This window comes from Allobosea sp. P5_A5 (genome assembly GCF_056400625.1).
Map to the genome: position 1 here is coordinate 91,702 of NZ_JBFUKY010000001.1, position 21,999 is coordinate 113,700.

The window sequence follows — 21,999 nt, forward strand, 5'->3', positions numbered from 1 at the left end:
TGGATTGCTTCGCTGCGCTCGCAATGACGGGAGCGCTCAGCCTTCGACGCAGCGGATCTGCTGGACGCGCTTGGGCATGTCGCCGACGGCGGGGATGAACTGGCCCGTTACGGGGTCGAGGATCATCAGCACGCCGGTGTGCACGGCGAAGAAGGCACCGTGCAGATGGAGCCGGCCCTTGTCCTCGAGAATCTTCACGCATGGGAAGGTGCGCAGGTTGTCCAGCGATTGCTGGATCGAGGCCAGCTCCAGCCGGTGCAGGTAGTCGTCGAAGCTCTCGTTGCGCCCGCGCCCGCCGGTACGCTGGGCGGCCGGGCCGATCAGCGTGATCCACTTGCCGATGAAGTCGCCTGGCGAGAGCGCGGTCTGGCTGTCGTCGGCAAAGGCGCGAATGCCGCCGCAGCGGCCATGGCCGAGGATGACGATGTGTTCGACCTTGAGCGCCTGCACGGCATATTCCAGCGCCGCCGAGGTGCCGTGGAGCTGGTCGTCTGGCTGATAGATCGGGATCAGATTGGCGATGTTGCGGGCGACGAACATCTCGCCCGGCCGCGCATCGAAGATGACCTCCGGCGAGACGCGTGAATCGCAACAGCCGATCAGCATGATCTTCGGGGTCTGGCCGTTCTCGCCGAGTTCTTCGTAACGGTCCTTTTCGCGGACGAAACGATCGTCGAGGAAGGAGCTGTAGCCCTCCGTCAGGCGCTGCGGAAACGTGTGCGCAAGCTTGTCCATGTGCTTCTCGAACAGGAAACGGCGGATGTCGTCAAGCGCGCTTCGGTTGAAGAGCCATCAGGCGAGGAACGATATCGGCGGGCTCGCCCTGCACGGCGATGGTTTTCAGCCGCATTGTTGCGCCCGAAGCGATGCGGAGCCGGGAGCGGGGCAGCGCAAGCGTCGCCGCCAGCAGGGCGATCAGGGCCGTATTCGCCTCGCCCTCCGTCGGTGCGACGCGCACGCGAGCTTTCAAGACGATACGACCATCGGCGAGCGTCTCACTGCCTTCGAGGCTATCACGGCCGCCGCGCGGGGTCAGGCGCACCGCGATCAGCACCCCGTCGCCGGTCTCGCGCCAGAACGCATTTGCGGGGAGCGTCATCGCGCCATGCCGCTTCGGGGATCGGCCATGCGTTCATCTGTCATGGACATGGCGCCCGCCTTTTTCCTAGGCTGCGGTTCGGCCGGCCCGGCATAGCGTTTGCTGGGGCACGGGCGCAATGGAGCGAAGCCTTGACCGAACCCTGCGATCTCACCGCCACGACCGCCCGCGCCCTGATCGGCACGAAGAAACTCTCGGCCCGCGAACTGCTCGAAAGCTGCATCCGCCGGATGGATGCGGTCGATCCGGCGGTGAACGCCATGGTGGCCCGCGACGATGAGGCGGCCCGCAAGGCTGCGGCCGCGGCCGACGAGGCGACGGCCCGGGGCGACGCGCTCGGTGCCCTGCACGGCCTGCCGATCGGCATCAAGGATCTGGAGAACGTCAAGGGCCTGCGCACCACCTATGGCAGCCCGCTTTATCGCGATTTCGTGCCAACGGAAGACCAGCTCATTGTCGCCTCCGTGCGCAAGGCCGGCGCGATCATCGCCGGCAAGACCAATACGCCGGAATGGGGCGCCGGCGCCAACACCCGCAACTCCGTCTACGGCGTCACGGGAAATCCGTTCGACCCGAGCAAGAGCGCGGCCGGCTCGTCGGGCGGCTCTGGCGTGGTGCTGGCGACCAATATGGTGCCGCTGGCGACCGGTTCCGACACCGGCGGTTCCCTGCGCAACCCGGCTGCGTTCAACGGAATCGTCGGCTTCCGGCCGAGCCCGGGGCTGGTGCCGAGCGACAAGCGCGCGATCGGCTGGTCGCCTCTTCCCGTGCTGGGGCCGATGGCGCGCAATGTGCCGGATCTCTGCCTGCTGCTCTCGACCATGGTCTCCGACGATGCGTCGGACCCGCTGGCGACGACCATCCACGGAAAGACGGTGCGCCGGGCGGAGGATTTCGCGAGGCCGGAGGCGATCGATCTCGCTTCGCTCAAGGTGGCGATCACGCCCGATTTCGGCTTCGCGCCGACCGAAAAACTGATCCGCGAGACCTTCTCCGACAAGGTCGGCGCGTTTTCGCAACTGTTCCATGCGGCCGAGGAGGCGACGCCTAATTGCGAAGGGACCGATGAGGTCTTCGAGATCCTGCGCGCGGTGGCGTTCCTCGCCGGACATCACGAGCGGGTCCGTGACACGCCCGAGCAGGTCGGCCCGAACGTCCGCGCCAACGTCGAGGAAGGGCTCGGCTACTCCGCCCTCGACGTGACGCGGGCGATGAAGAAGCAGACGGTGATCTATCAGCACTGGCAGGATTTCTTCGCAGCCGGTTACGATGTCATCCTCGCGCCGGCGATCACGTTGAGCCCGCGTCCCTGGAGCGAACTTTATCCGGCGCAGATCGACGGCAAGCCGACGCGGACTTACTTTCACTGGCTCGCCATGGCCTATGCGGTGACGATCGTCGGGCATCCGGCGATCTCGCTGCCGGTCGGGCTGGATCGCAACGGGATGCCCTTCGGGCTTCAGATCGTCGGGCCGCGCGGCGGCGACGCCAAGGTGCTGGCGGTCGCGGCGGCGCTGGAGGCTGTTCTCGCGGGCGACCCGCTGACGGCCCGGCCGGTGCCGGACATCGCCGGGCTGATGAAGGCGCGGCCGATCAGCGAAAGCCCGAACTTCCTGGGCTTCGACTGATCGATCTGCGAAGCTGCTGAAAACCACCAACGACCAACGATAACGGGGAGAAGCCAGATGAGACGTCGTGAATTCCTGATGGGGGCGGCCGCGCTCGGTGCCGCAGGCCCGCTGCTGCCGCAGATGGCGGCCGCGCAGCAGGCCTCGGCCACGCTGATGAAGTTCGCGCCGCAGGCCAACCTCTCCGCGCTCGATCCGATCTGGACGACCGCGACGGTGACCAACAACCACGCCTATTACATCTTCGATATGCTCTACGGGGCTGACGAGAACCTGAAACCCCAGCCGCAGATGGCCGAGGGGCACGAGGTTTCGGCCGACGGCAAGACCTGGCGCATCAAGCTGCGCGAGGGGCTGACCTTCCATGACGGCACGCCGGTGAAGGCGGCCGATTGCGCGGCCAGCATCAAGCGCTGGACCCAGCGCGACTCTTACGGGCAGCTTCTGGGCCGGGCCACCGAGAGCTTCGGCGCGGCCGACGACCGCACCATCGAGATCAAGCTCAAGCAGCCCTTCCCGCGGCTGCTGGAGTGCCTGGCCAAGACCGATCAGCCGCCGGTGATGATGCCCGAGCGTCTCGCCAAGACCGACGCCAACACGCAGGTCACCGAGATGATGGGCTCGGGACCGTATAAATTCGTCGCAGCCGATTATGTCTCCGGCAGCCGCGTCGCCTACGAGAAATTCGACGGCTACAAGCCGCGTGCCGAGCCGCCTAGCCGGAATGCCGGCGGCAAGGTCGCGCATTTCAGGCGTATCGAATGGACCATTCTGCCTGACCCCGCAACTGCCGCCGCCGCCCTGACGACGGGCGAGATCGACTGGTGGGAGCGTCCGCTCGCCGATCTGCAGCCGATGCTGGCCGGCAGCCAGGACATCAAGCAGGAGGTCATCGACAAGTCGGGGCGGGGCGCGATCATGCGCCTCAACCATCTCCAGGCCCCGTTCAACAATCCGAAGGTGCGTGCGGCCGTTCGGATGGCGGTGAAGCAGGAAGACTACATGCGCGCGACGCAGGGCGACGACACCTCGCTCTGGCAGACCTGCCGCAGCCTGTGGTTCCGGGGAACGCCCTATTATAGCGGCGAGATGGAAGATCTGATGCCGCAGAGCCTCGACAAGGCGAAGGCAGCGTTGAAGGAGTCCGGCTACAAGGGCGAGAAGGTCGTCATCATCAGCCCGACCGACTTCCCGGATATCGGCCCGCTCGGCGAGGTGACGTTCGAATTGCTCAAGCAGCTCGGCATGAATGTCGAGATGGCGGCGAGCGATTGGGGCACAGTCGTGCAGCGTCGCAGCAGCCGCGAATCCGTCGAGAAGGGCGGCTGGAGCATCTTCCACACCACCGGCTCCGCGATCAGCTGGGGGGACCCGGCCCAGTCGACGATCATCCGCGGCCAGGGCGAAAAGGGCTGGTTCGGCTGGTGGAAGAGCGACAAGGCGGAGGAGCTGGCCGAGGCCTGGCTCTACGCTCCCGACGAGGCGACGCAGAAGGAGAAGGCCAAGGAGCTCAATCGCCTGGCGATGGAAGAGGTGGCGACGATCCCGCTCGGCCAGTTCCTGAGCCGCACCGCCTATCGCAAGAGCATCACGGGGATGCTGGCGGGATCGGTACCCTACCCATGGGGCGTGAAGCGCGGCTGATCGCAGACCCTCTGCCCCTGCTTCGCCCCGGCGACAAGCCCGAGAATGACGGCCCGGCGATCAGCCGGGCCGTTCGACATCGGTCAACGCGTCGCCGCCACCGCCGCCGACCAAGGCGAGGCGGCATCGCTGGAGCCCTCCGCGCCCTCGCGATCGACGCGGATGAAGTTCGGGCAGGCGAAATTGATCGGCAGGACGGAATGCTCGACCAGCGTCGTCGGGCCGGCATCCTGCAAGGCGGCGATGGTTTCGGGCGGCAGCGTCAGGTTGGCGCTGGCGCTGTCCGGTCCGGAGACGTCGATGCGCGGCTGGTGCGCGGTCTTTTCTGTGTCCATGCCGAAATCCAGCTGCCAGGCCAGGGTCTGGTAAACGCTGGCGAGGATGCGCCGGCCGCCCGACGCTCCCGCCGCGAGACGCGGCCAGCCGCCATCCTTCGGCGTCGCGATGACCGGGCACATGTTGCAGAGCGGGCGAGCGCCGGGCGCGATCGCGTTGGCGCTGCCGGGGCGCGGATCGAACCACATCATGCCGTTGTTCATCAGGACGCCGGTCGAGGGCAGCACGACGCGGCTGCCCATCGAGGAGAGCAGGGTCGTGGTGACCGTGACGAGCGTGCCTTCGCCATCGACCACGGTGAGATGGGTCGTGCAGGTGTCGCCGGGCTCCTTGGCTGCGGTCGCGGCACCCAGTCCTTCGAGCCGGTCGCGATAGGCCTGCCGCATCACGCGCGACAATTGTGCGAACCAGGCGGGCGAAGGCCCATCCCCGTCGACCGGCGCCTCAGCCATGCCGTCGACGACAGCTTCAAGCGTCGGCGCGGCCGTCAACCCGCCGGCGGTGTGTATCAGGTGGGTGCCGCGCCAGTCGATGGTCGGTGCCGGCCGAAGCTCCGCCCGGCAATTCGCCAGATCCTGCGCATCGACGACCCCGCCGACTGCCGCGATATCTGCCGCGAGCTGCCGGGCGATGTCGCCGCGATAGAAATCGTCCAGCCCGGCCTGAGCCAGCCGTTCCAGCGTGCCCCCGAGTTGGCCGAGCACCATGAACCCGGGCGAGCCCTGATAGGGCGGTACCGGCGGTAAGCCGTTAGGCAGATAAATCCGCGCGCTCTCTTGATAAAGCCGCAGCACGGCGGCTGAGGATGCGATCTTCAGCGTCGTGTACCAGTCGGCCGGTAGGCCTCGCTTGGCCAGGGCGATGGCTGGCGCCATCAAATCCCTCAGCGGCAGGTTCGATCCGAACGCCTCCTTCAGCTTGGCATAGCCGGCGACGGAGGAGGGCGTCACGAAGGAGAGCGGGCCGTGGATGTTGCGATCGCCGACGACCTCCGGCCAGGTGAAGAGGTCGTTTTTCATCTCCCCGGTCAAGGGGTAGTCGGCGGGGTCGGCCCGGTGCGGAGCGATGGGTCCGAAATCCAAGACCTGCGCCTGTGTTTCGCCGGCCTTCAGCACGATAGCAAAGCCGATGCCGCCAAGCCCGCTGTTCCAGGGCTCTAGCGCGGCCAGCGCGAAGCAGGCGGCGACGGCTGCGTCCGCCGCGTTGCCGCCGGCTTCGAGGATCGCCGTTCCGGCCTCAGCCGCCTCGCGGCTTTGCGACACGACGATGCCGCGGCGACCGCGCGCGGCCGGCTTGGTCAGGGCCCAGTTCTGGCTGCGATAGGGCGTGGTGGGCGCGAACATGAACGGCGTCTCCGAGAGGTTTCGGAGGCCATACTGCCTGTCGTGTCCGGCAAGGTCGAATGCGCGCGGACGCTGCCCGGCGCGCTTCCCGCGCAGGGCGCGTCTGTTTTAGAAAACGTTGGGGTAGATGTAGCGGAGGATCACGCTCTGGATGAAATAAATGATCAGCAGCAGAATGATCGGCGAGATGTCGATGCCGCCGAGATTGGGGAGCCGCTGTCGGATGGGCCGCAGGGCCGGCTCGGTCAGCCGGTAGATCATGTCCCAGACCGTGGAGACGAACTGGTTGCGCGTGTTGATGACGTTGAAGGCGATCAGCCAGCTCAGAATCGCCGAAACGATCAGGATCCACACATAGATCTGCAAGGCGAGCAGAACTACGTCGAGAACGGAACGCATCGGATTTCCTTTTGGGCCGGTCGCCAGGGACGCGCAATATCGCGGCTCGCGTCGAAAGAGGCGACGGACCCGATTGACATCCACGCGACGCACGGCCTAGAAGGCCAGCGCCTTGGGGCTGTAGCTCAGATGGGAGAGCGCTGCAATCGCACTGCAGAGGTCAGGGGTTCGATTCCCCTCAGCTCCACCAAGGCCTTTTCATACGTTGTTGAACTGCTTGCCTTTTCTCCCGGGCAATAGGGTTGTTCCCCAACTTCTTCCCCAACTTGTGGCGCAGTTCGGTTCGGGCTGGAATGAGCCGATGCGGTTTCAAAGGCGGCCCTGGTTATCGGAAAGCCAACGGCAAATGTGCTGGCTGGCGCGGCTAGGACTTCTCGCCAGCGTCCTTACCCTGTCAGGGTATTCCGCCGAAGCCGCTTCAGGCTGTGGCTCTCGTGGCGGCCCTGGCTACCGAGGCCCGAACGGTCGATGCGTCGGCTGGGATCAACTCGGCCGAGTATGCGGTTCGCCCCCAACGACTAACTGTACATCGGAGTCCGTCGCGGTGGGTGCGCCAGAACTTGCCGAGGGCCAGGAAAAGCTTCGCATAGATCTGAGAAGCGCGATAACGGCGGGCAGCCGGCTATCAGGTTCCTGCAGCGGCCGTAGACGGCGGAGAGCCGCTGGCATTGGGATCTGACGGGCAGCTCACCCGCCTTTATCAATCTCGCCGGCAGGCGTGATGCGGATTTTGACGTTCCGCCCATTTACATCGGCTGTGGCCGTCCAGCCGCCATCCGAAGTGGACTTGAGCTCGCGCACGTTGGGGTAGCCGCCTCCCGCGAACTTTTGTCTTGCTTCATTTTCTGACTGAGTTGGCTGGGGCTGCGCACTGTCCGGCATCGGAGCGTTCTGAGGTGGGCCGCTTGGCGAAACCTGAGCTTGCGCAGAGCTGCACAGCCCGAGAAAGACCAAACCGGTACAGAGCCATCTAGTCATCGGCGTTCCTCCTGAAAGCCTCAACGGCTTGAGGTCACGCCTGGTTCAATTGAAAAACCGACGCCTCGTCCGCGTCTTCGCGCAGCCCTTTGAATGACGCATGTCGCAGGCTGCCGTCATCTGTCCACGCGCGAAATGCGACCTCAGCGACAAGAGCAGGGGTAAGCCAGCGAAGGCTGCGCTTGCGCTCAGGCGTAGCGATTGCCGGCTTGTCGACTACGAGGGTGTCCATCCACTTCTGCAACGCGGTCGCGGTGACTTCCCACAACCCGGTCCCGACACTGCCCACCAAGACAAACGGCTGGTGCAGACCTCAAACCGCGTGGCCAGGGCGCTACAGTCGGCGAGGACCGGAAAAGCGCTCACACGGACGATGGCGAGCCAGTCAGCAGTCAGCAGAGAGGTGGTGTTTACGCCAACACGCCAGCTGCCGAGCAGTCAAAATCGGCTTTGGGATTGTACCCGTTGCGGATACCATTTGGTGAATTTGAAAGCCCCTACGAGAGCAGCAATAGTGGCCCAAATGCCAACATGCTGAGGTATATCAGGGCGATAGATAAGAATTAGATCGGCCACGACTAGGATGGCAAAAGCCAATGCCCAGACGGCGGTTATGACATTATTTGTTTTTTGAAATGCCGGCGTTTCCCAGAGAGTTGCATCGACTGCTTCGCGAGCGTACTGGCCTGTGAACGGCTTCCCCATTAGGAGGGAAACTACCACAATGGTCATAAGGCCAGCATCGACCCGAAGTCGGACGTCCATGATCGACCAACTTGGCTTAGCCGCAACCGAATAGATAGCCATTATGCCGAACAGAATAGCGGTTCCGACCTCTAGGCTTTTTAGGCTGCGGCCGGCGAGCGCCTCGCGTATCATAAGAGCGGCTGCAACCAAGGCACCGGCGATCAACGCCTCTAAATGCCCGATCGTTCGGTCGATCAATGCGAAGACGATGAACGGAGCAAAACTTAGTAATAGGTTCATGGCTCGCCTCCCCAGGGGGGATAATCCTACAGTGGATCAGCGCAATAAGACATGCTGTTCACAAGGATTGTTTTAGACTGCTCGTGCTCCTGATCAGTGACGACATACGTACGCAATATCCAGCTTGCTCGGCCGATTAGTGGCCTCGCTGCGCTTATTTATCCCATCCTACGCGTGCATCGCTCACGTTGGAATCCCCCGCTTCGTAAAAGCGAGATGGGTCTCAGATAAGGGAGAAAACGGTGACCTTGCGGACCACTGATATGCTGAGATGCGAATGTGGTCACGATGGCGTTTTGCGGTCCGCCGAGAATGATCACCCCTTCAGCAGCCATTGGGTTACTCATAAGCTAGAAGGGTTCAGTGGGACGGTTGACAACTGGGATCTTGCGAACGTGCGGTGTCCGACTTGCGGCCGTACCGGAAAGGTCATTTGCCTCCCCGAGAATTTCTCGTCGTAGGGAAGTGCGGCACCTTCAGAGGGAGTAGACCTGCAGAACCTTTAACGATCGAGCGCGGTATGATTATCGCTATCGCCCTATATCCGCGAGTTATTTGCCTACCTGTCCGACTAGACAAAAAAGCTCCGCACGAGCGAATCTGTAATATGAGATTTGCCGTGGTGTCACCGTCAGGTGAACGATACGCCTATGGAAGTCGCATCGCGCCATACAATTCGGGCGGGTTGCTTATGACCGAGGGCATGCGACGATAGCAATACCTCTCCATGCTCTTGGAATCCAACCGGGGTTCGCAGATGCGCTCCGCCCTGCGATATGTCCATCAACATGCAGTGAATAGCGTCGGTGCTCGATGCAAGCCATAGTTTCACCGGCTCCACCATACGGTGCCGTTTATGCTGCCGCTTCATGATTGCGCTCATGAAAGCCTCATAGGATGGGAGGGTTTCTAGACCGGTGAAAATCACCTGCGCAATTTGAGCAATCACCTCATCGGTGCATGCGCGGCGCTCCATGCCCCCAGTCATGTTAGATCTCGTAAATAATTGAGATCACCCAGGCGGCGCCCGCTATTGTCTTCATCCCTACCGTAACAAACAAAGCTTCCATTGATATCGCCATTTCAGTGGGGTTGCTGATCAGACGAACCAGTATCAAGCATTGTTGTTCCCTAAATGGTGGTGGGAGCTGCTGTGCGGTTAATGGAAACTAAAATCGGCCTGTCCTCCGACATTATCGTTTAACGCCACAGGATTTGGCCGTTGATCAATTATCGCTGACTTTAGAATGGAACACAGTCGGAGCCCTAAGGTTGCTGGGTAATGGACCAGCGGAAATCGTCCCCTGTTGAATTTTGGTTGTGGCTAATGGTCGCCGCTATATTTCTAATAAGTGCAGGCGTTTGCGTGAACGGATCGAATTTTTTTCCGTGACGCTCACCGATTTAATTGAAAGCGCTCTATAGTCTGCATGACTAACGTCTCTTCGGTGCAAGGCATACTCGCCATCACTGCGACGATGGATGCCAATCTTGATCTCTCTGCGTCTTGGCGGTCGATATCCACGCCTGGGCCGACCTCAATCCAGGCTTTATCGAGCGCTCTTTGGGCTCGTGCCCGCGCCAACGGGCCGGTCAGTGATGTAAACGGCATTTATATCCCCTGCTGCAACTATGCGCTGGAGCGCTCAGTAACGCAAAACTATCCTGACGGCATGGCTGGGGTTCCAGCGAGGCGACGTGGTCTAAGGACGCCAAATGACGCGCCGGACAGCGGCGTCAGCCGATAGGCATTTTGCCTGGGCCATAGATCAAAAGACATTGCGCATCTGATCGTCCGAACACAGGACTTGCTTGTCGCTGTGAGCGGCTGAGGAGAAACGTATTTGGCCCGGCCGCGCATTTTCCAGCTCATTTACCGATCGACGTTTCAACGCGGTCGTATTGACAGCCCTCTCGCGATGCTGCGCGAAATTGTCAAGGAATCGCGCATTCGAAACGAGCAAGCCGGAGTGACAGGCTTCATGCTGTTCGATGGGATAAGCTTCCTTCAGACGTTAGAAGGGTCGGAAGAAAACGTACGGGCAACTTACGCACGCATCGGCCGAGATCCCCGCCATCGCGACGTCAATATTCTCGCGACACGCATCACGATCGAACGCGACTTTCCTGATTGGAGTATGGAAGGCCACCTGGGACGACAACGTGAGCAAGACATCTTGAAAAGGTATGGCATCCTCGATGGCGATATTGGCCGTATCCGACCAGCAGACGTCGTTGCCCTGATCAAGGAAATTGCTGAACCGGGCCGAAATCCAGCATGACGAACAGGTCCTATATACCCATGGGATACGCCTCGGGGTTCCACGTGGGATCCACCGTCTATCATGCACGAGGAAGGCGGAATAAAGCGCCCCCTAAATGACGCGCGTCCCTTTTTCATCCTGGTACACATGGTTCTGCCAACATTAGCAATGCGGAGAAGCACGTTTGCTACGCGCGGACATCGCAGTGCTCTCAGACCCTTCCTGGCAACAGAGCTGAGTTACGCGATCAGCGAAAATCGGCACATTTACGCTAGCTGGCTCGCACGATAGACGTTGCCGCGTAAGAGGGCATGAGGCGCCCCGACGGACGCCTCATGCGAATCTATCATCCGATGATAAACGGCCTGACAGCTGCCAGCACCTGCGCTTTTGTCATCGGCTTATCGGTCGCGCCCTTCCATGGCCGCACGCCTCGAACAATGCGAACCTCAGCAGCATGTCGCGCCTCGACGGAATGGATGCGAAGCGCGGTGGTCAACGCGGCCCCGGATCCCATCAAGGCTGGGGCCTGGCCCGCATACGCGGCGACGCCCGTGTCTTCGAACGTTTGCGCCACCGTTGCGAACGTCTTGAAGTCACGGAACACATTCGCGTACTTGCCGCCAGCCGTGAAATCGAAGCGGGGCTTCGCAACAGCGCCAAATCCCAATGTCGATTGCAGTAAGGTCACGTGAGCGGTCTCGTGCTGGCTGATCTGCCGGAAAATAGCAGAAAACTGATCAGGCACGATGCCGGCTTTTAGGCCCTCGCGATAAAATTCGTCTTCCAGATATTCGAGCGTCAGCGCGAAGTTCAGCACCTCGGACACTTGGCTCGGCATGCCTTGACCGAAGGCTTGGCTTGAGACGGCAGCCAATACGACAGGCGCGGACGCAGCAGCTCCCAGCTTGAGGCCTGCAGAGCGAAACAGGTCCCGTCGGGAGGCAATGACTCCGGCGAGATCAGCATCGATCGTCGAGAGCAGATGATTATGGTCTGTCATGGTTATGTCCTTGAAATGAGAGTCAGACGCGCTTCGGCTCATGGGAGCTGCGAAGCGCTGACCGGTGTCGCGATGAAAGGGGCAGCCGCGCGCAGCACCGTCGAAGGCGGATTGGCGACATCGACGCCGCCGCGCGTCACCACATCGTCGCCTGCGAAAGAGGACGTGAAGGGCGCCAGCATGTCGCGGATCGTGGCGGCGTGGCGAGCTTCAACTGAGACGATCGATCCAGCCGCCGCCAGATAGGCCGGAGTCTGGATGGCCGCTCCGCCGCCATTGTAGGCGGACACGCCCAGATCCTCGAAGGTCATCGCCGTCTTCAAAACGCTGCTGCGGTCACCGAAATTGACGGCCGAAAAGTTGACCTGCAAATCAGGAATCCTATTGGTGCCAAGCGCTTTCTTGAAGAACGCACGGTGAGCGATTTCGTGATTGCGGATATCGGTCAGTAGCGTCCGCTCGTAGGCACTCATTCCCGCATACGGCGTCGCGATAACCTGGGTGTAAAAGGCCGCTTCCAACTGCTCCAGAGCATAGGCGTAGTTGAGGACGCCGAGGTCGCCGCCGCCGAGATCGACAGCGCGGGACTGAGCAAATGCCTCACCAAGCTTGAGACCCGGCACATCGACGCCGAACGCCACTGCCGCCACAGCTGCGGCGCCGGACCACTTCAGAAAATTTCGACGGGCGGTACACGCATCTTCGCTTCTGGCAACCTGCTTCATCGGACATCTCCTTTGTTATAGGAAATCGATGAACCAAGCTGAACGGGAGTAAGTTCCCAAATAAAGCGCTTATATTTCAACTACTTGAAATTTTTTGATAAGCGACATGATCGCCGGAATCTGATCCTTCGCACTGGGGATATACGCGCCTGGTTCTCAGACAGATCACGGATTATGCGCTGAGTGCAGTTATGGCCACAGCAACGGCGCCAAGTGGCTAACTGAGGCGAAAACCCTGCCGGAAATTAGAAAAACATAAACCAATTTATCAATCTCAAACTCCTCATTTAGGGTTTCAATCGGAACATATCGCATGCTGTGGATGGGGATTACAGTAACCGGATCAAGAACATGCGGAAAGATACTACCGACGTTTTACTCGCTCAGGCCGAACTCCAAACTGGAGCTGCTGCAAACCAACTGGAGTCTCGGCGCCTCCAAATCCTGGCCGAATACGGGATTCTGGACACGTCGCCGGAGGTGGAATTCGATCGATTGGTGGGATTGGCGGCTAAGCTGTTCAGCGTGCCGATCGTGCTCGTCTCCTTAGTCGATCGGGACCGACAGTTCTTCAAAGCGAACATAGGTCTGGACGTATGCCAAACCAGCCGTGACGTCTCGTTCTGTGCTCATGCAATTGCTAGCGAAGACATTCTTTTCATACCTGATGCGTCCCTTGATCCGCGATTTTGGGCGAACCGCCTTGTGACAGGTGAGCCTCATATCCGCTTCTACGCGGGCAAGCCGCTCATCACTCCGACAGGAGAGCGACTCGGAACGCTATGCCTAATAGATACCAAGCCTCGGGGCATCTTGACCTCCCAGGAACGGGCCGCTTTAGCTGACATCGCCGCGCTTGTGATGGACCGGCTTGAACTTCGGCGCCTGGAATCACTTCGCAAGAGCAATCAAGCCCGTTTTGAAAACATCGCTGCTACGTCGCCAGATGCAATCATTTGCTCCGATACTCGCGGGCAGATCACGTTTTGGAACGCGGCTGCGCATAAGCTGTTTGGCTATTCTGTAGAAGAAGTTTCCCACCTATGTGGCGACGCCATCGTGGCGGATAGTTGGCTTGATCGATATAACGCCGAGCTTCGCCGCCTCGATAGAGGCGAGCCAATGGAGCTTGCCAAGCGCACGCTCGAACTCCCGGCTCGCCGTAAAGATGGCACAGAGTTCCCGGCCGAATTCTCTCTCTCGACGTGGTCTCAAGGGGGAATCAAAAATGTCGGCGCCATCGTTCGGGATGTTTCCGATCGGCGCGCCAACGAGGAGCGGCTGTTTCGCCTGGCTTCCCTTGATGCACTAACGCAGCTGCCAAACCGGAGCGCTTGGCGTGCGCGTCTGAATGAAATGCTGTTCGCCAGACATCCAGCTACCGTTCTCTTGCTCGATCTGGATGGTTTCAAGGACATCAATGATACTTCGGGCCATTTCGCAGGTGACACGGTGCTAAAAATGGTCGCCGAGCGATTCCGGCTCGCGTGCCCCGACGCCGTTTGCATCGCGCGTCTTGGCGGCGATGAGTTCGTCGCGCTTATCAGTGGCGACGACGCAGTCAGGGCTAAGGCGGCAGGAGATGCCGTCAAGGCAAGCGTGGCTGGTTCTTACGTGGTCGCAGACCATGTCTTTGACGTCGATCTTAGCGTCGGAATTGCATTATCCCCCGGCCACGGCACGCGGGCAGAGGACATTTTAGGCGCTGCCGATCTGGCGATGTATCGCGCTAAATCAAAGGGGCACGGACGAGTTGAGATGTTCGCGCCCGCATTACGGCAAATGGCAATAGCCCGGCGGGCGTTGGCCCAAGAACTTCGCGCGGCCTTTGAAACCAATCAGTTCGAAATGTTTTATCAGCCCCAGGTCGATACGTCGTCCCGGGTCATTAAAGGCGCGGAAGCCCTTATCCGCTGGAAACATCCAGAGCGGGGCTTGCTATCACCCGCTTCGTTTATCGAAGTCCTCAGCGAAAAGCCCTCAGCTGCAGCGGTGGGAGAGTGGACCTTGCGTGCCGCTTGCGCTCAGGCTGCGCAATGGCGGGCGTTGGTGCCCGATTTCAGAGTGGGCGTGAATCTATTCGAAGCACAGTTTAGGTCTGATCAGTTTCTGACTGTCGTTCGTGATGCGCTCGAGGAAAGTGAACTTCCGCCAGAAGCGCTTGAACTTGAAATTGTTGAAAACATCCTCCTGCGGAATGATAGGAGCATCCTGCCCTTACTGCATGGCATCAGAGAAATGGGGGTCGGCCTTGCATTTGATGACTATGGGACTGGGTTTGCCTCACTCAGCCTTTTGAAGAACTATCCCGTTTCACGGCTGAAAATCGATCGATCATTTATTCAGGAGATCAACAGCGACAACGGTGACGCGGCTGTTGTGAAAGCAATCCTGTATCTAGGCAAAAGCTTCGACATGGATGTCATAGCCGAAGGCGTCGAGACAGAAGCTCAACTTCAGTTTCTGCGTCGAAACGGCTGCCGCGAAGTTCAGGGCTATCTTTTTGGCAAACCAGTGCCCTCTACCGATTTTCAGGCGACTTGGCTTTCAAACCGTGTGACCGCCTAATTCTTGAAGACGCGCGTCACACCGTTTTAGCCTATTCCTTCCGATCGGCAGCGTCTGCGCCGCGCATGCCCATCGGCATTGCCGGGCCTTTGGTCGTGTCCTTGTCGGTCTGCCGTTCGGTCTCGGAATTCAGTTCGGCACCGATCAGCACGATTGTCGCCGACAGCCACATCCAAGACAGAAGGCCGATCACCGCTCCGATCGTTCCATATGTCTTGTTGTAATCTTCGAAATTAGCGACGTACCAGGAGAATAAGAGAGATCCGACTAACCAAGCTAAGCTCGCGAAAATGGCGCCGGGGCTGACCCATTTCCATTGCGCCTCATCCCGGCTAGGGCCAAACCGGTAAAGGGCCGACAGGCCACCCATCAGGACGATGATCAAGAGCGGCCATCGACCGATCCAGATCAGCCACTCGGCTGCGTTTCCCAAATAGAGGTAATTCAGCACAACCGGGACGGCTGCGACGCTAACGATGGCAAGAATGACGAACGATAAGATTCCGACCGTGAAAGCAAGCGAGATCAGGTTGAGCTTGATGAAGCCCCGCTTTTCATTCTCGCCATAAGCCACATTGAGCGCATCGAAGACAGCTTTGACGCCAGCGTTGGCACTCCAAACCGCGACACCCAAACTGATCAAAAATGCGATACCGAGCTTGCTTTCACCACCTTGAACAATGCGGCCAATCTGATCTTGAAGAAAACTGCCTGCGCCTGACGGTAACATGCCTTCCACGCTGGCAACATGCTCAGAGATGGTGGCAGGTTCGGCAATGAGGCCGTAGACCGAGACGAGCGCCGTCAATGCTGGAAACAACGCCAACAAGGCATAGAATGTAACGCCCGCAGCAACTGCGCGGACTCGATCCTGATCGACCTGATGATAAGTACGGCGGGCAATGTCCCACCATCCTCTAGCAGGGATATCCTGAGGCTTCTCTGCGCTTGCACCCTGCTGAGTTTGATGAGCAGATTTTTGCTTCTGATCGGCGTCTCGCGGGCTTATAGAACCACGCTGTAAGGCAGAGACCGCTAGGACGGATGCGATACCGACAGAGAAAGCCATGGCGAGGTCGAGTGCAATTGTCTTCAGTCGCATGACTGATGCCGACGCTTCATAGTCATCTCTCGCTGTCATCAAAGCGGTTCTCGTAAAACCGCTTTTCGTCGTCCGGCGCCCTTGATCGGACGGCTAATGGTCGCGACCTTTTCGCCACAAGAATCCCGGCTACGAGGCCCGTAACCGCGCCGCCTACGAGCATTGCTGAGCCATGTGGCATCTGTGGTAGTCTGGGAAGGCTCGACGAGGCCTTGCTGACGATTGCACCAGCGCTGGGGGCGCGGCGGAGATATAGCGCCGTTCCAAGTAACATAAGCGCGCACACGAGCAGGCCGCCCCCAACTATGAGGCTTGCATAAACCCCTCCGACGCGGATCATGAGCATGCCACGAACTGCATCGAGTCCGTATCCGGCCGCGAAAATAAAAATGAACCCGGCAGCTGCCATCAACCCGTAGATGACCGCCTGCCTTTGCAGGAAGGCCTTTACCTGGTCCAACAGGTAACTAAAAGCGGCGCCAATCATCGCCTATCGAGCCGACATGATGCCAAGAACGAAGCCTGCGGCAGCTGCCCAGCCAAGTGCCCGTAACGGACGCTCGCGAATCTCGTCGGTCACCATTTTCTGAAAATCATCCGCGCGCTGTTTGGCAATCTCGATGCTGTCACCCGCATCGATCCCGACAGACCGTAACTGATGGTCCACCTGCTCAGCCGCGCCTTCAACGCCATCGGCAATGTTGCCCTTGCCTTCTCCGACAGACATATCATCGGCCGCTTCCGAAAGTTTTTTGAAGCCGTTGGGTTCATTGTCCATGGAAATTCTCCGCGCGGTCTAGCTAGCCGTTGGCTGCGCAACGCGATGTCGCAGATTGAGTTCCTGGCTCGACATCTATGAACATGGCATCGGTACAATTTCGTACAAATTCGCGTCTAAGCATAGACGGTGCCCGACGGCCCATAATTGATTTGCGCCGAAATATCGGGTGACAAAAACAGTTTCGGGTCCCTGAAAAAATCCCTCAAAGAATTACGTCATCTCTAATAGACGACGTGCCAGTCGCGCGCTGTCTCGCTTCGCCTTGGCGACACCCTCGGCATAAGAGCCGCCGGCCGGAAGGTCGAGCGCCGCGCAAGTTTCGGTAGGCATCACGGACGCATCATCCTTCAGCGCTGCGCAGAGCCGGTTCAGAGCAACGATGAGAAAGCCAGGCGCTGTTGCTCGCACCCTGTCTTCGCTCGGATCGACCAGGGCGCGGAAACCGTGCCGCATCGCCTTTAAGTCGCCTGCTCCTATAGCTTGCGTGATGTCCCCGACATTCATGCGATGGATCTCCCTGCAAAGGCACCGCAGCCGATAAAGCCCTGCTCAGCAGCCCCGTCGCCGTCAGCCATCCCGTTGTCGTCGGGGACGCCCTCGTCCTCGCACTGCGAGCCCTCGTCTTCGCAAGTTTCCTCAAGATCGGCGTCCCCGTCGATCGCGTCAGCAGCCGCTATCAGCCCCTCAATGACGGCGCCCAGGCGGCGGCGTATGTTGCCGGCGCTGGCGGCGCTCTGTTCGAGCTGAGAGGCGACGCTGCGGAGGATGGCCAGCACAGCGGCCCGGTCCGCTTCCTGCTCGGCCTCGGAGAGCGGTAGGGCAAGCAAGCGCAGGTCGACTGACCCACTCTGAGTGGGTTGGTTAAGCGCGGTCACGACAAAGGCCCCGCCGAGGCCGTAGGCGCACAGACTGCCGCGATGCGAGCATGAGGGTCCGCGCTGGTGCCCATGTAGTAGGCCAAGAAGCCATGGTCCGGCTCTACGCTGCCGGCCGAGCGAACTACCGCCGTCGCGGAATAAACGATAAGCTCTAAGGTATCGATGATCTGCCGAGCCTGCCGCATCTTCTCGTCGTCATTCTCGACCAGCTCATAAAGCTGATCGGCCATCGCCGGGATCTGGCAGAGCTGCGCCGCCGCGCCCTTGAGGCTGCTGGCGCGGGTGTTGGCTATCGTGACCGACATAGCGTCCAGCCGGCGGTAGAGCAGCATCAGAGTCCGCTCGATCGTGCTGCGCTCATGGCCCTGCCGATCGGTACTCAGACGGTCGTGCTCGTTATGGGCAGCGACGACGCGGGCGGCTTCATCCGCGAGGATGGAAACCGGGCAGGTCGATGGGACATCGTGACGTGTCATGCGGTCCTCCTCAGACGGCGATCTGCTGCCGCACCATGCGGGCGCGGAGCTTGGACAAGTTGCGGAAGCAGAGGCGCTTGCGGGCCGGGCAGCCCATGGCGTTCGCGGCAGCGAGGGCGCGCCGCAGCTCAATCACCGAAAGCTCCAGCCATCCGGCCGGCCTCGGCAAGGCGCGCTCGTCATCGAGGGCAAAGCGTAGGTAATCGAGCGATAGGGCGATGGCGCGATCAAACCGGCGGGCGGGCGTGAATCCAGAACTATCCGAGAACGGCGGGGTGATGGGGTGTGAAGCCTTAGAGGGGTTCATGACGAGGCTCCCGCGCGGGGGAGGGCGGCGCGAAGGGCTTCGATGCGGGACGGGTTGAAGTGCTGGCGGTAGTGCTCGCGATCGATCTCGAGGCGGATCGCGGCGGGGTCATTGCGGAAGGAGGAGACGAGAGCGGCGGAGTCTCGTTCTATCAGCGCGATACGGGCCTTCGTCTCGGCGTCGATCGCGGCGCGCTGGCGGAGCGCATAAGCCTCAGCTTTCGCTTCCGCCCAGGCCTTCGACAGCGAGCGAGACAGGGTGCGATTGATCTCTGTCGCAGGCTCGCGGCGGGCCCGGCCGAGCTGGAGAGCGAACCGCCCTATCTGGTACGCGCGGCGCATGATGGCGCTCTTGTTGAAGGCGGGGCGGCCGGCGGAGAGAGTGGCGAGGGGCAAGGTTTAATCCCTGTCAGCTAGGTTTAATTCCTAGTTGACTATGTGAGGAAACCGTACTTGCAGTCAATAGCTAACTGTGAAAAAAACCTAGCACGCTAGAAATGAGAGTGGCCATGCTAACAACCGGTAACCAGCTTCGTGCCGCTCGTGCGCTAGTCGACATGGGCCAAGGGGCACTTGCGGAGGCGGCCGGCGTCAACGTCAACACCATCAGCAGCATGGAAAAGCGTGGCTCCAGCACTCTTTCTAGCGGGCTTGACGTAATCCGGCGGGTCCAAGCTGCCCTTGAGGCTATCGGGGTGGAGTTCCTGAACCATGGCCGCCCGGGCGTACGGCTAGGCCAGCCTGTCATCGCAATCGATAGCGCAGCCGATCTTGAGCGAGTACCGCGGGAGATTGGGGCGCTGGTGCGAATTCCAACTTCGGCGGTCGATCTATGGGAAGTGCTGAGCGGGCGTGGATTTCACGGCATTCGCTCGGACGGGCAACATCACGTTATGCGGCGCGACTTCCACGATGGCGCTATCGCTTTGAACCGCCAGCCCGGCGCCTGATCGCACAGATGAGCGAGCTAGTTGAAGGCATCAAATTGCTGGGCGGCATCGCTGGCCTCGGCACGGCGGCGTTCACGATGTACGATCGACTTGTAAGGAACAGGCCGCTTATGTCTTTGACTGCCGCTGCGCACCTCTATGATGACCATGGGGTGCCGTACCTGAGGCTCGCCAACAGGTCAGACCGCGAACTCGTCGTCACATTTATCGAGACCCCTCAAGTCGCTACCGTTCATCTTCACGATGACACGCGAAGCATAATCGAGCATGAGCTGGGCAATCGCCACGCCCGTTTGATTGCACCGGGAGAGACGGCTTTCTTCGAAATCTATTTGGACGACGAGTTCCGGGAAACCATGCTGTCATCGTCGGAGGTGATCAGCTTCCGCGTCATCTGGCATTGGGCGGCTGGCTTCACATGGCTCGGCGGATTGCCTCTGACCGTGAGTATCCGGTCCGATGATCTGGCACTCGTTTTGACGGATGCTGCGCGAAGAAATGTGCCAGCGCCAAATGCGGTCGCCTCCCCGAGAATGCTATGAGCACACGCCGCGTTACACTGGACGGCCGAGCCGGAACTGATCAGTAATGCGCGAGGCGAGGGGAAGCCGAAGATGGATGAGCATTGATATGGCCGCGCCCCTCAAAGTGCCGAAGGGCAAGGCCGCACATATCGACGGAGAGCAATACCGCTATGGCCTTCGCCAGATCGAGATGACGCCGGATCGCTTCGCAGAGCTGTTCTGCAACGGCCGGCTCAGTCGCGTCCGGGAATGGCTGAATGATGAAGTGCCCGTTCCGCCGTGGGTGCCGGCGCTACTCGCCGCGATGCAGACGCCGGAGGCCAGGACGCGCGCCATTGCGACGGCCGAGCACCTGATTGCGGCCGCTGGCTCGACCGGGACCTAGCGTTCATGTGGGCCTAGGCCGCAGCCTTCCTCGTCGAACGGGATTTGCCGCTGGGGGTCTTCAGGCGGATAGGGCAGCTCGTCGAGCCTGATGATTTCAATCTTGGTGCCAGCCAGATAATTCGGCAGCCCCTTGTCGTCAGTGCAGATCGCCCTGGCACGCCAAATCTTGGCCGTAGCAGCAATCATGGCGTCGTACTTCATCGCGGCCTTCCAGCCCGGCGGGCGCTGCCCTTCCGGAGTACGGTCGACAGCGCGACGGATCATCTCGCCTGTTTCGATGGCCACCACCTGGTCAAATGGGCGGACGATGAAGGAGCGATTGCGCTGGAGCAGCGAGACTATCTCTTCGATACGATCGAGCCTGCCCGCGACCAGTTCCGCCACTACCGGAGCCGGTATGACGATTTCTTCTTTCGTTCGCCCTAGTTCCTGCGTGAAAAATTCGACGCGCTCTCGGCCACGGTCCAGGTGGTCCATCGCCCCCTGAGGATCGAGGAGGAGGATCAGAAAATTCGCGTCGACGACAATCATGCCCGGCGCAGATCCCGAATTATCTGCACTGCGTCGCGGGCACTGCCCTCCGATAGCATCTGCCCCGCCTTGCGCAGCACCTCGCCGATAGGCTCGTCGTCAAGCGGCTCGAACGACGCAACGTCGAGCTGCTCCAAATCCCAATGACCCTCCGCATTTCTGCGCCACTTGCCGTCACCTGAAAGGCGGACATGGGTGTGGAAGTATGCCGCCATCTGCCGTGCCAAATCAGCCTTGACAACGATGCGGCCGGCGATGTCGCTGCCGTCGTCTATGCCAACGCCGATGAGGTTGCCATTGCCCTCAAGGCGAACCAGCCGCCCTTGTAAGGACGTGGGCTGACGGAGAGGACCGATCGGTTTCGCAGGTGGCTTCGTCCCCGGAAAGGGAATTACCCTATTCCCGGGTAGCGTGAGGGCTGCCACCACGCCGTCTTTACCGAGCAGATCATTGAGGCGTGCATAGGCTGCTCGGGCATCCTTCCCGCCTTCTCCTGTCGCCGCGGATCGAACCCGAGGGCTGACGACCGGTAACGCGTCTTGGTCAACTTTCGCCACAAGTCGGATGCTGCCCTTTTCGACGCTGCCGAAATGGACACAGTCCTTCGACCCGAGCAGTTGCGCGAAGCCAAGCAGATATTCGGCCAAACGCTCCAGCGGCAAGTTGTCGGGGATATACCCCTCGATGCGGAATTCAAATTCGGCGGCGGACATCCCGGCCCCTATTCCTGCGGTGATACATCATGAACGTCAGCATTTAAGCAAGCGTTGCGCGTTAAGGGTGGCAGGATTGAGCCTTGCGTCCGCAATTGAAGACGTGATCGGTCCCGCCGAAAAGGTCGTGACCAGCCTGTGCGGTGCGGCCGACCGGCGCCTGTGCGAGTCTCCTTCGTCAACCGAATGGAGGCCGTCAAGCAACCAATGAAGGACCTGCCCGGCACATCAAGCTATGCCGTGGAGATGAACGATATCCGCCGCGAGGCGGGAGAGGCCAGGGGCCAAACGGGGCCTGGCACTATCGAGAGACTACAGCGAACGCTCGCGCGCGACCCGAGCTTCTCCGCAAAGCCTGGCACACACCGCGTTGACGG

General features: G+C 60.5%; 26 protein-coding genes and 1 tRNA gene. 8 read left to right on the top strand and 19 right to left on the bottom strand.

Annotated features, from left to right (window positions below):
- Positions 1–36: 36 nt before the first annotated feature.
- Both AC1DR6_RS00470 and AC1DR6_RS00475 read right to left on the bottom strand, forming a co-directional pair.
- Positions 37–735, bottom strand: a complete 699-nt coding sequence (locus AC1DR6_RS00470; RefSeq protein WP_476827213.1) for a carbonic anhydrase — start codon at positions 733–735, stop codon at positions 37–39.
- Between the two features lie 31 nt (positions 736–766).
- Entirely contained in the window at positions 767–1,099 is a 333-nt protein-coding gene (locus AC1DR6_RS00475; protein ID WP_476827214.1) for a DUF167 family protein, read from the bottom strand.
- 131 nt (positions 1,100–1,230) lie between these two features.
- On the opposite strand from AC1DR6_RS00475, the gene AC1DR6_RS00480 reads away from it, so the two are divergent.
- Positions 1,231–2,727: an amidase gene (locus AC1DR6_RS00480; protein WP_476827215.1), complete on the top strand. Its 1,497-nt coding sequence runs from the start codon at positions 1,231–1,233 to the stop codon at positions 2,725–2,727.
- Positions 2,728–2,784: 57 nt separating this feature from the next.
- On the top strand, positions 2,785–4,371 hold the full coding sequence (locus AC1DR6_RS00485; protein ID WP_476827216.1) for an ABC transporter substrate-binding protein: 1,587 nt from the start codon (positions 2,785–2,787) through the stop codon (positions 4,369–4,371).
- A gap of 83 nt (positions 4,372–4,454) precedes the next feature.
- Here the strand turns inward: AC1DR6_RS00485 and AC1DR6_RS00490 are convergent, their stop codons facing one another.
- Positions 4,455–6,050 (bottom strand): gamma-glutamyltransferase, encoded by a 1,596-nt coding sequence (locus tag AC1DR6_RS00490; RefSeq protein ID WP_476827217.1) that lies wholly within the window; start codon positions 6,048–6,050, stop codon positions 4,455–4,457.
- Between the two features lie 108 nt (positions 6,051–6,158).
- Entirely contained in the window at positions 6,159–6,449 is a 291-nt protein-coding gene (locus AC1DR6_RS00495; RefSeq protein WP_476827218.1) for a YggT family protein, read from the bottom strand.
- Positions 6,450–6,563: 114 nt separating this feature from the next.
- Here AC1DR6_RS00495 and AC1DR6_RS00500 point away from each other — a divergent pair.
- A tRNA-Ala gene (locus AC1DR6_RS00500) sits at positions 6,564–6,639 on the top strand.
- 497 nt (positions 6,640–7,136) lie between these two features.
- On the opposite strand, the gene AC1DR6_RS00505 is transcribed toward AC1DR6_RS00500, so the two are convergent.
- The 4 genes from AC1DR6_RS00505 to AC1DR6_RS00520 all read right to left on the bottom strand — a co-directional run bounded on the left by AC1DR6_RS00505 (position 7,137) and on the right by AC1DR6_RS00520 (position 9,402).
- Positions 7,137–7,427, bottom strand: coding sequence for a hypothetical protein (locus AC1DR6_RS00505; protein ID WP_476827219.1), 291 nt, complete (start codon positions 7,425–7,427; stop codon positions 7,137–7,139).
- 34 nt (positions 7,428–7,461) lie between these two features.
- Positions 7,462–7,716 (bottom strand): ATP dependent DNA ligase, encoded by a 255-nt coding sequence (locus tag AC1DR6_RS00510; RefSeq protein WP_476827782.1) that lies wholly within the window; start codon positions 7,714–7,716, stop codon positions 7,462–7,464.
- Positions 7,717–7,865: 149 nt separating this feature from the next.
- On the bottom strand, positions 7,866–8,414 hold the full coding sequence (locus AC1DR6_RS00515) for a DUF3159 domain-containing protein (protein WP_476827220.1): 549 nt from the start codon (positions 8,412–8,414) through the stop codon (positions 7,866–7,868).
- 631 nt (positions 8,415–9,045) lie between these two features.
- Entirely contained in the window at positions 9,046–9,402 is a 357-nt protein-coding gene (locus AC1DR6_RS00520) for a PilZ domain-containing protein (protein ID WP_476827221.1), read from the bottom strand.
- Positions 9,403–10,258: 856 nt separating this feature from the next.
- Here AC1DR6_RS00520 and AC1DR6_RS00525 point away from each other — a divergent pair.
- Positions 10,259–10,696 carry a BLUF domain-containing protein gene (locus AC1DR6_RS00525; protein ID WP_476827222.1) on the top strand — a complete coding sequence of 146 codons (438 nt, stop codon included), beginning with the start codon at positions 10,259–10,261 and terminating at the stop codon, positions 10,694–10,696.
- Positions 10,697–11,024: 328 nt separating this feature from the next.
- On the opposite strand, the gene AC1DR6_RS00530 is transcribed toward AC1DR6_RS00525, so the two are convergent.
- Both AC1DR6_RS00530 and AC1DR6_RS00535 read right to left on the bottom strand, forming a co-directional pair.
- Positions 11,025–11,681, bottom strand: a complete 657-nt coding sequence (locus AC1DR6_RS00530; RefSeq protein WP_476827223.1) for a ferritin-like domain-containing protein — start codon at positions 11,679–11,681, stop codon at positions 11,025–11,027.
- Positions 11,682–11,719: 38 nt separating this feature from the next.
- Positions 11,720–12,406 (bottom strand): ferritin-like domain-containing protein, encoded by a 687-nt coding sequence (locus AC1DR6_RS00535; protein ID WP_476827224.1) that lies wholly within the window; start codon positions 12,404–12,406, stop codon positions 11,720–11,722.
- 351 nt (positions 12,407–12,757) lie between these two features.
- Between AC1DR6_RS00535 and AC1DR6_RS00540 the strand changes: the two genes are divergently transcribed.
- The gene (locus AC1DR6_RS00540; RefSeq protein WP_476827225.1) at positions 12,758–14,974 is read left to right on the top strand and encodes a putative bifunctional diguanylate cyclase/phosphodiesterase; all 2,217 of its coding nucleotides are present in this window, start codon (positions 12,758–12,760) and stop codon (positions 14,972–14,974) included.
- Positions 14,975–15,005: 31 nt separating this feature from the next.
- On the opposite strand, the gene AC1DR6_RS00545 is transcribed toward AC1DR6_RS00540, so the two are convergent.
- From AC1DR6_RS00545 to AC1DR6_RS00575, 7 genes are all read right to left on the bottom strand, one after another.
- Positions 15,006–16,076, bottom strand: coding sequence for a YihY/virulence factor BrkB family protein (locus AC1DR6_RS00545; RefSeq protein WP_476827226.1), 1,071 nt, complete (start codon positions 16,074–16,076; stop codon positions 15,006–15,008).
- 490 nt (positions 16,077–16,566) lie between these two features.
- Positions 16,567–16,854 (bottom strand): hypothetical protein, encoded by a 288-nt coding sequence (locus AC1DR6_RS00550; protein ID WP_476827227.1) that lies wholly within the window; start codon positions 16,852–16,854, stop codon positions 16,567–16,569.
- 213 nt (positions 16,855–17,067) lie between these two features.
- Positions 17,068–17,361: a hypothetical protein gene (locus AC1DR6_RS00555; protein WP_476827228.1), complete on the bottom strand. Its 294-nt coding sequence runs from the start codon at positions 17,359–17,361 to the stop codon at positions 17,068–17,070.
- The gene (locus AC1DR6_RS00560; protein ID WP_476827229.1) at positions 17,358–17,732 is read right to left on the bottom strand and encodes a hypothetical protein; all 375 of its coding nucleotides are present in this window, start codon (positions 17,730–17,732) and stop codon (positions 17,358–17,360) included. The genes AC1DR6_RS00555 and AC1DR6_RS00560 overlap by 4 nt, the downstream gene beginning before the upstream one ends.
- Positions 17,729–18,211 carry a hypothetical protein gene (locus AC1DR6_RS00565; RefSeq protein WP_476827230.1) on the bottom strand — a complete coding sequence of 161 codons (483 nt, stop codon included), beginning with the start codon at positions 18,209–18,211 and terminating at the stop codon, positions 17,729–17,731. Before AC1DR6_RS00565 ends, AC1DR6_RS00560 begins: the two co-directional genes overlap by 4 nt.
- 10 nt (positions 18,212–18,221) lie before the next feature.
- Complete coding sequence (locus AC1DR6_RS00570; protein ID WP_476827231.1) at positions 18,222–18,518, bottom strand: hypothetical protein; 297 nt, start codon at positions 18,516–18,518, stop codon at positions 18,222–18,224.
- The gene (locus AC1DR6_RS00575) at positions 18,515–18,913 is read right to left on the bottom strand and encodes a hypothetical protein (RefSeq protein WP_476827232.1); all 399 of its coding nucleotides are present in this window, start codon (positions 18,911–18,913) and stop codon (positions 18,515–18,517) included. Before AC1DR6_RS00575 ends, AC1DR6_RS00570 begins: the two co-directional genes overlap by 4 nt.
- Before the next feature lie 113 nt (positions 18,914–19,026).
- Between AC1DR6_RS00575 and AC1DR6_RS00580 the strand changes: the two genes are divergently transcribed.
- The 3 genes from AC1DR6_RS00580 (at position 19,027) to AC1DR6_RS00590 (ending at position 20,376) form a co-directional block, all read left to right on the top strand.
- The gene (locus AC1DR6_RS00580) at positions 19,027–19,467 is read left to right on the top strand and encodes a helix-turn-helix transcriptional regulator (RefSeq protein ID WP_476827233.1); all 441 of its coding nucleotides are present in this window, start codon (positions 19,027–19,029) and stop codon (positions 19,465–19,467) included.
- Between the two features lie 8 nt (positions 19,468–19,475).
- Positions 19,476–20,009 carry a hypothetical protein gene (locus AC1DR6_RS00585; RefSeq protein ID WP_476827234.1) on the top strand — a complete coding sequence of 178 codons (534 nt, stop codon included), beginning with the start codon at positions 19,476–19,478 and terminating at the stop codon, positions 20,007–20,009.
- 88 nt (positions 20,010–20,097) lie between these two features.
- Positions 20,098–20,376: a hypothetical protein gene (locus tag AC1DR6_RS00590; protein WP_476827235.1), complete on the top strand. Its 279-nt coding sequence runs from the start codon at positions 20,098–20,100 to the stop codon at positions 20,374–20,376.
- On the opposite strand, the gene AC1DR6_RS00595 is transcribed toward AC1DR6_RS00590, so the two are convergent.
- Together AC1DR6_RS00595 and AC1DR6_RS00600 are read right to left on the bottom strand one after the other, a co-directional pair.
- Positions 20,373–20,909, bottom strand: coding sequence for a type II toxin-antitoxin system VapC family toxin (locus AC1DR6_RS00595; RefSeq protein ID WP_476827236.1), 537 nt, complete (start codon positions 20,907–20,909; stop codon positions 20,373–20,375). The genes AC1DR6_RS00590 and AC1DR6_RS00595 overlap by 4 nt on opposite strands.
- The gene (locus AC1DR6_RS00600; protein WP_476827237.1) at positions 20,906–21,622 is read right to left on the bottom strand and encodes a hypothetical protein; all 717 of its coding nucleotides are present in this window, start codon (positions 21,620–21,622) and stop codon (positions 20,906–20,908) included. The genes AC1DR6_RS00595 and AC1DR6_RS00600 overlap by 4 nt, the downstream gene beginning before the upstream one ends.
- Between the last annotated feature and the right edge of the window lie 377 nt (positions 21,623–21,999).

What these genes read in the sequence shown, in the direction of transcription:
- AC1DR6_RS00470 (WP_476827213.1), bottom strand. Translation starts at nt 735, where the DNA reads ATGGACAAGCTTGCGCACACGTTTCCGCAGCGCCTGACGGAGGGCTAC.
- AC1DR6_RS00475 (WP_476827214.1), bottom strand. Translation starts at nt 1,099, where the DNA reads ATGACGCTCCCCGCAAATGCGTTCTGGCGCGAGACCGGCGACGGGGTG.
- AC1DR6_RS00485 (WP_476827216.1), top strand. Translation starts at nt 2,785, where the DNA reads ATGAGACGTCGTGAATTCCTGATGGGGGCGGCCGCGCTCGGTGCCGCA.
- AC1DR6_RS00490 (WP_476827217.1), bottom strand. Translation starts at nt 6,050, where the DNA reads ATGTTCGCGCCCACCACGCCCTATCGCAGCCAGAACTGGGCCCTGACC.
- AC1DR6_RS00495 (WP_476827218.1), bottom strand. Translation starts at nt 6,449, where the DNA reads ATGCGTTCCGTTCTCGACGTAGTTCTGCTCGCCTTGCAGATCTATGTG.
- AC1DR6_RS00505 (WP_476827219.1), bottom strand. Translation starts at nt 7,427, where the DNA reads ATGACTAGATGGCTCTGTACCGGTTTGGTCTTTCTCGGGCTGTGCAGC.
- AC1DR6_RS00515 (WP_476827220.1), bottom strand. Translation starts at nt 8,414, where the DNA reads ATGAACCTATTACTAAGTTTTGCTCCGTTCATCGTCTTCGCATTGATC.
- AC1DR6_RS00520 (WP_476827221.1), bottom strand. Translation starts at nt 9,402, where the DNA reads ATGACTGGGGGCATGGAGCGCCGCGCATGCACCGATGAGGTGATTGCT.
- AC1DR6_RS00530 (WP_476827223.1), bottom strand. Translation starts at nt 11,681, where the DNA reads ATGACAGACCATAATCATCTGCTCTCGACGATCGATGCTGATCTCGCC.
- AC1DR6_RS00535 (WP_476827224.1), bottom strand. Translation starts at nt 12,406, where the DNA reads ATGAAGCAGGTTGCCAGAAGCGAAGATGCGTGTACCGCCCGTCGAAAT.
- AC1DR6_RS00540 (WP_476827225.1), top strand. Translation starts at nt 12,758, where the DNA reads ATGCGGAAAGATACTACCGACGTTTTACTCGCTCAGGCCGAACTCCAA.
- AC1DR6_RS00545 (WP_476827226.1), bottom strand. Translation starts at nt 16,076, where the DNA reads ATGCGACTGAAGACAATTGCACTCGACCTCGCCATGGCTTTCTCTGTC.
- AC1DR6_RS00550 (WP_476827227.1), bottom strand. Translation starts at nt 16,854, where the DNA reads ATGGACAATGAACCCAACGGCTTCAAAAAACTTTCGGAAGCGGCCGAT.
- AC1DR6_RS00555 (WP_476827228.1), bottom strand. Translation starts at nt 17,361, where the DNA reads ATGAATGTCGGGGACATCACGCAAGCTATAGGAGCAGGCGACTTAAAG.
- AC1DR6_RS00565 (WP_476827230.1), bottom strand. Translation starts at nt 18,211, where the DNA reads ATGACACGTCACGATGTCCCATCGACCTGCCCGGTTTCCATCCTCGCG.
- AC1DR6_RS00570 (WP_476827231.1), bottom strand. Translation starts at nt 18,518, where the DNA reads ATGAACCCCTCTAAGGCTTCACACCCCATCACCCCGCCGTTCTCGGAT.
- AC1DR6_RS00580 (WP_476827233.1), top strand. Translation starts at nt 19,027, where the DNA reads ATGCTAACAACCGGTAACCAGCTTCGTGCCGCTCGTGCGCTAGTCGAC.
- AC1DR6_RS00585 (WP_476827234.1), top strand. Translation starts at nt 19,476, where the DNA reads ATGAGCGAGCTAGTTGAAGGCATCAAATTGCTGGGCGGCATCGCTGGC.
- AC1DR6_RS00590 (WP_476827235.1), top strand. Translation starts at nt 20,098, where the DNA reads ATGGCCGCGCCCCTCAAAGTGCCGAAGGGCAAGGCCGCACATATCGAC.
- AC1DR6_RS00595 (WP_476827236.1), bottom strand. Translation starts at nt 20,909, where the DNA reads ATGATTGTCGTCGACGCGAATTTTCTGATCCTCCTCCTCGATCCTCAG.
- AC1DR6_RS00600 (WP_476827237.1), bottom strand. Translation starts at nt 21,622, where the DNA reads ATGTCCGCCGCCGAATTTGAATTCCGCATCGAGGGGTATATCCCCGAC.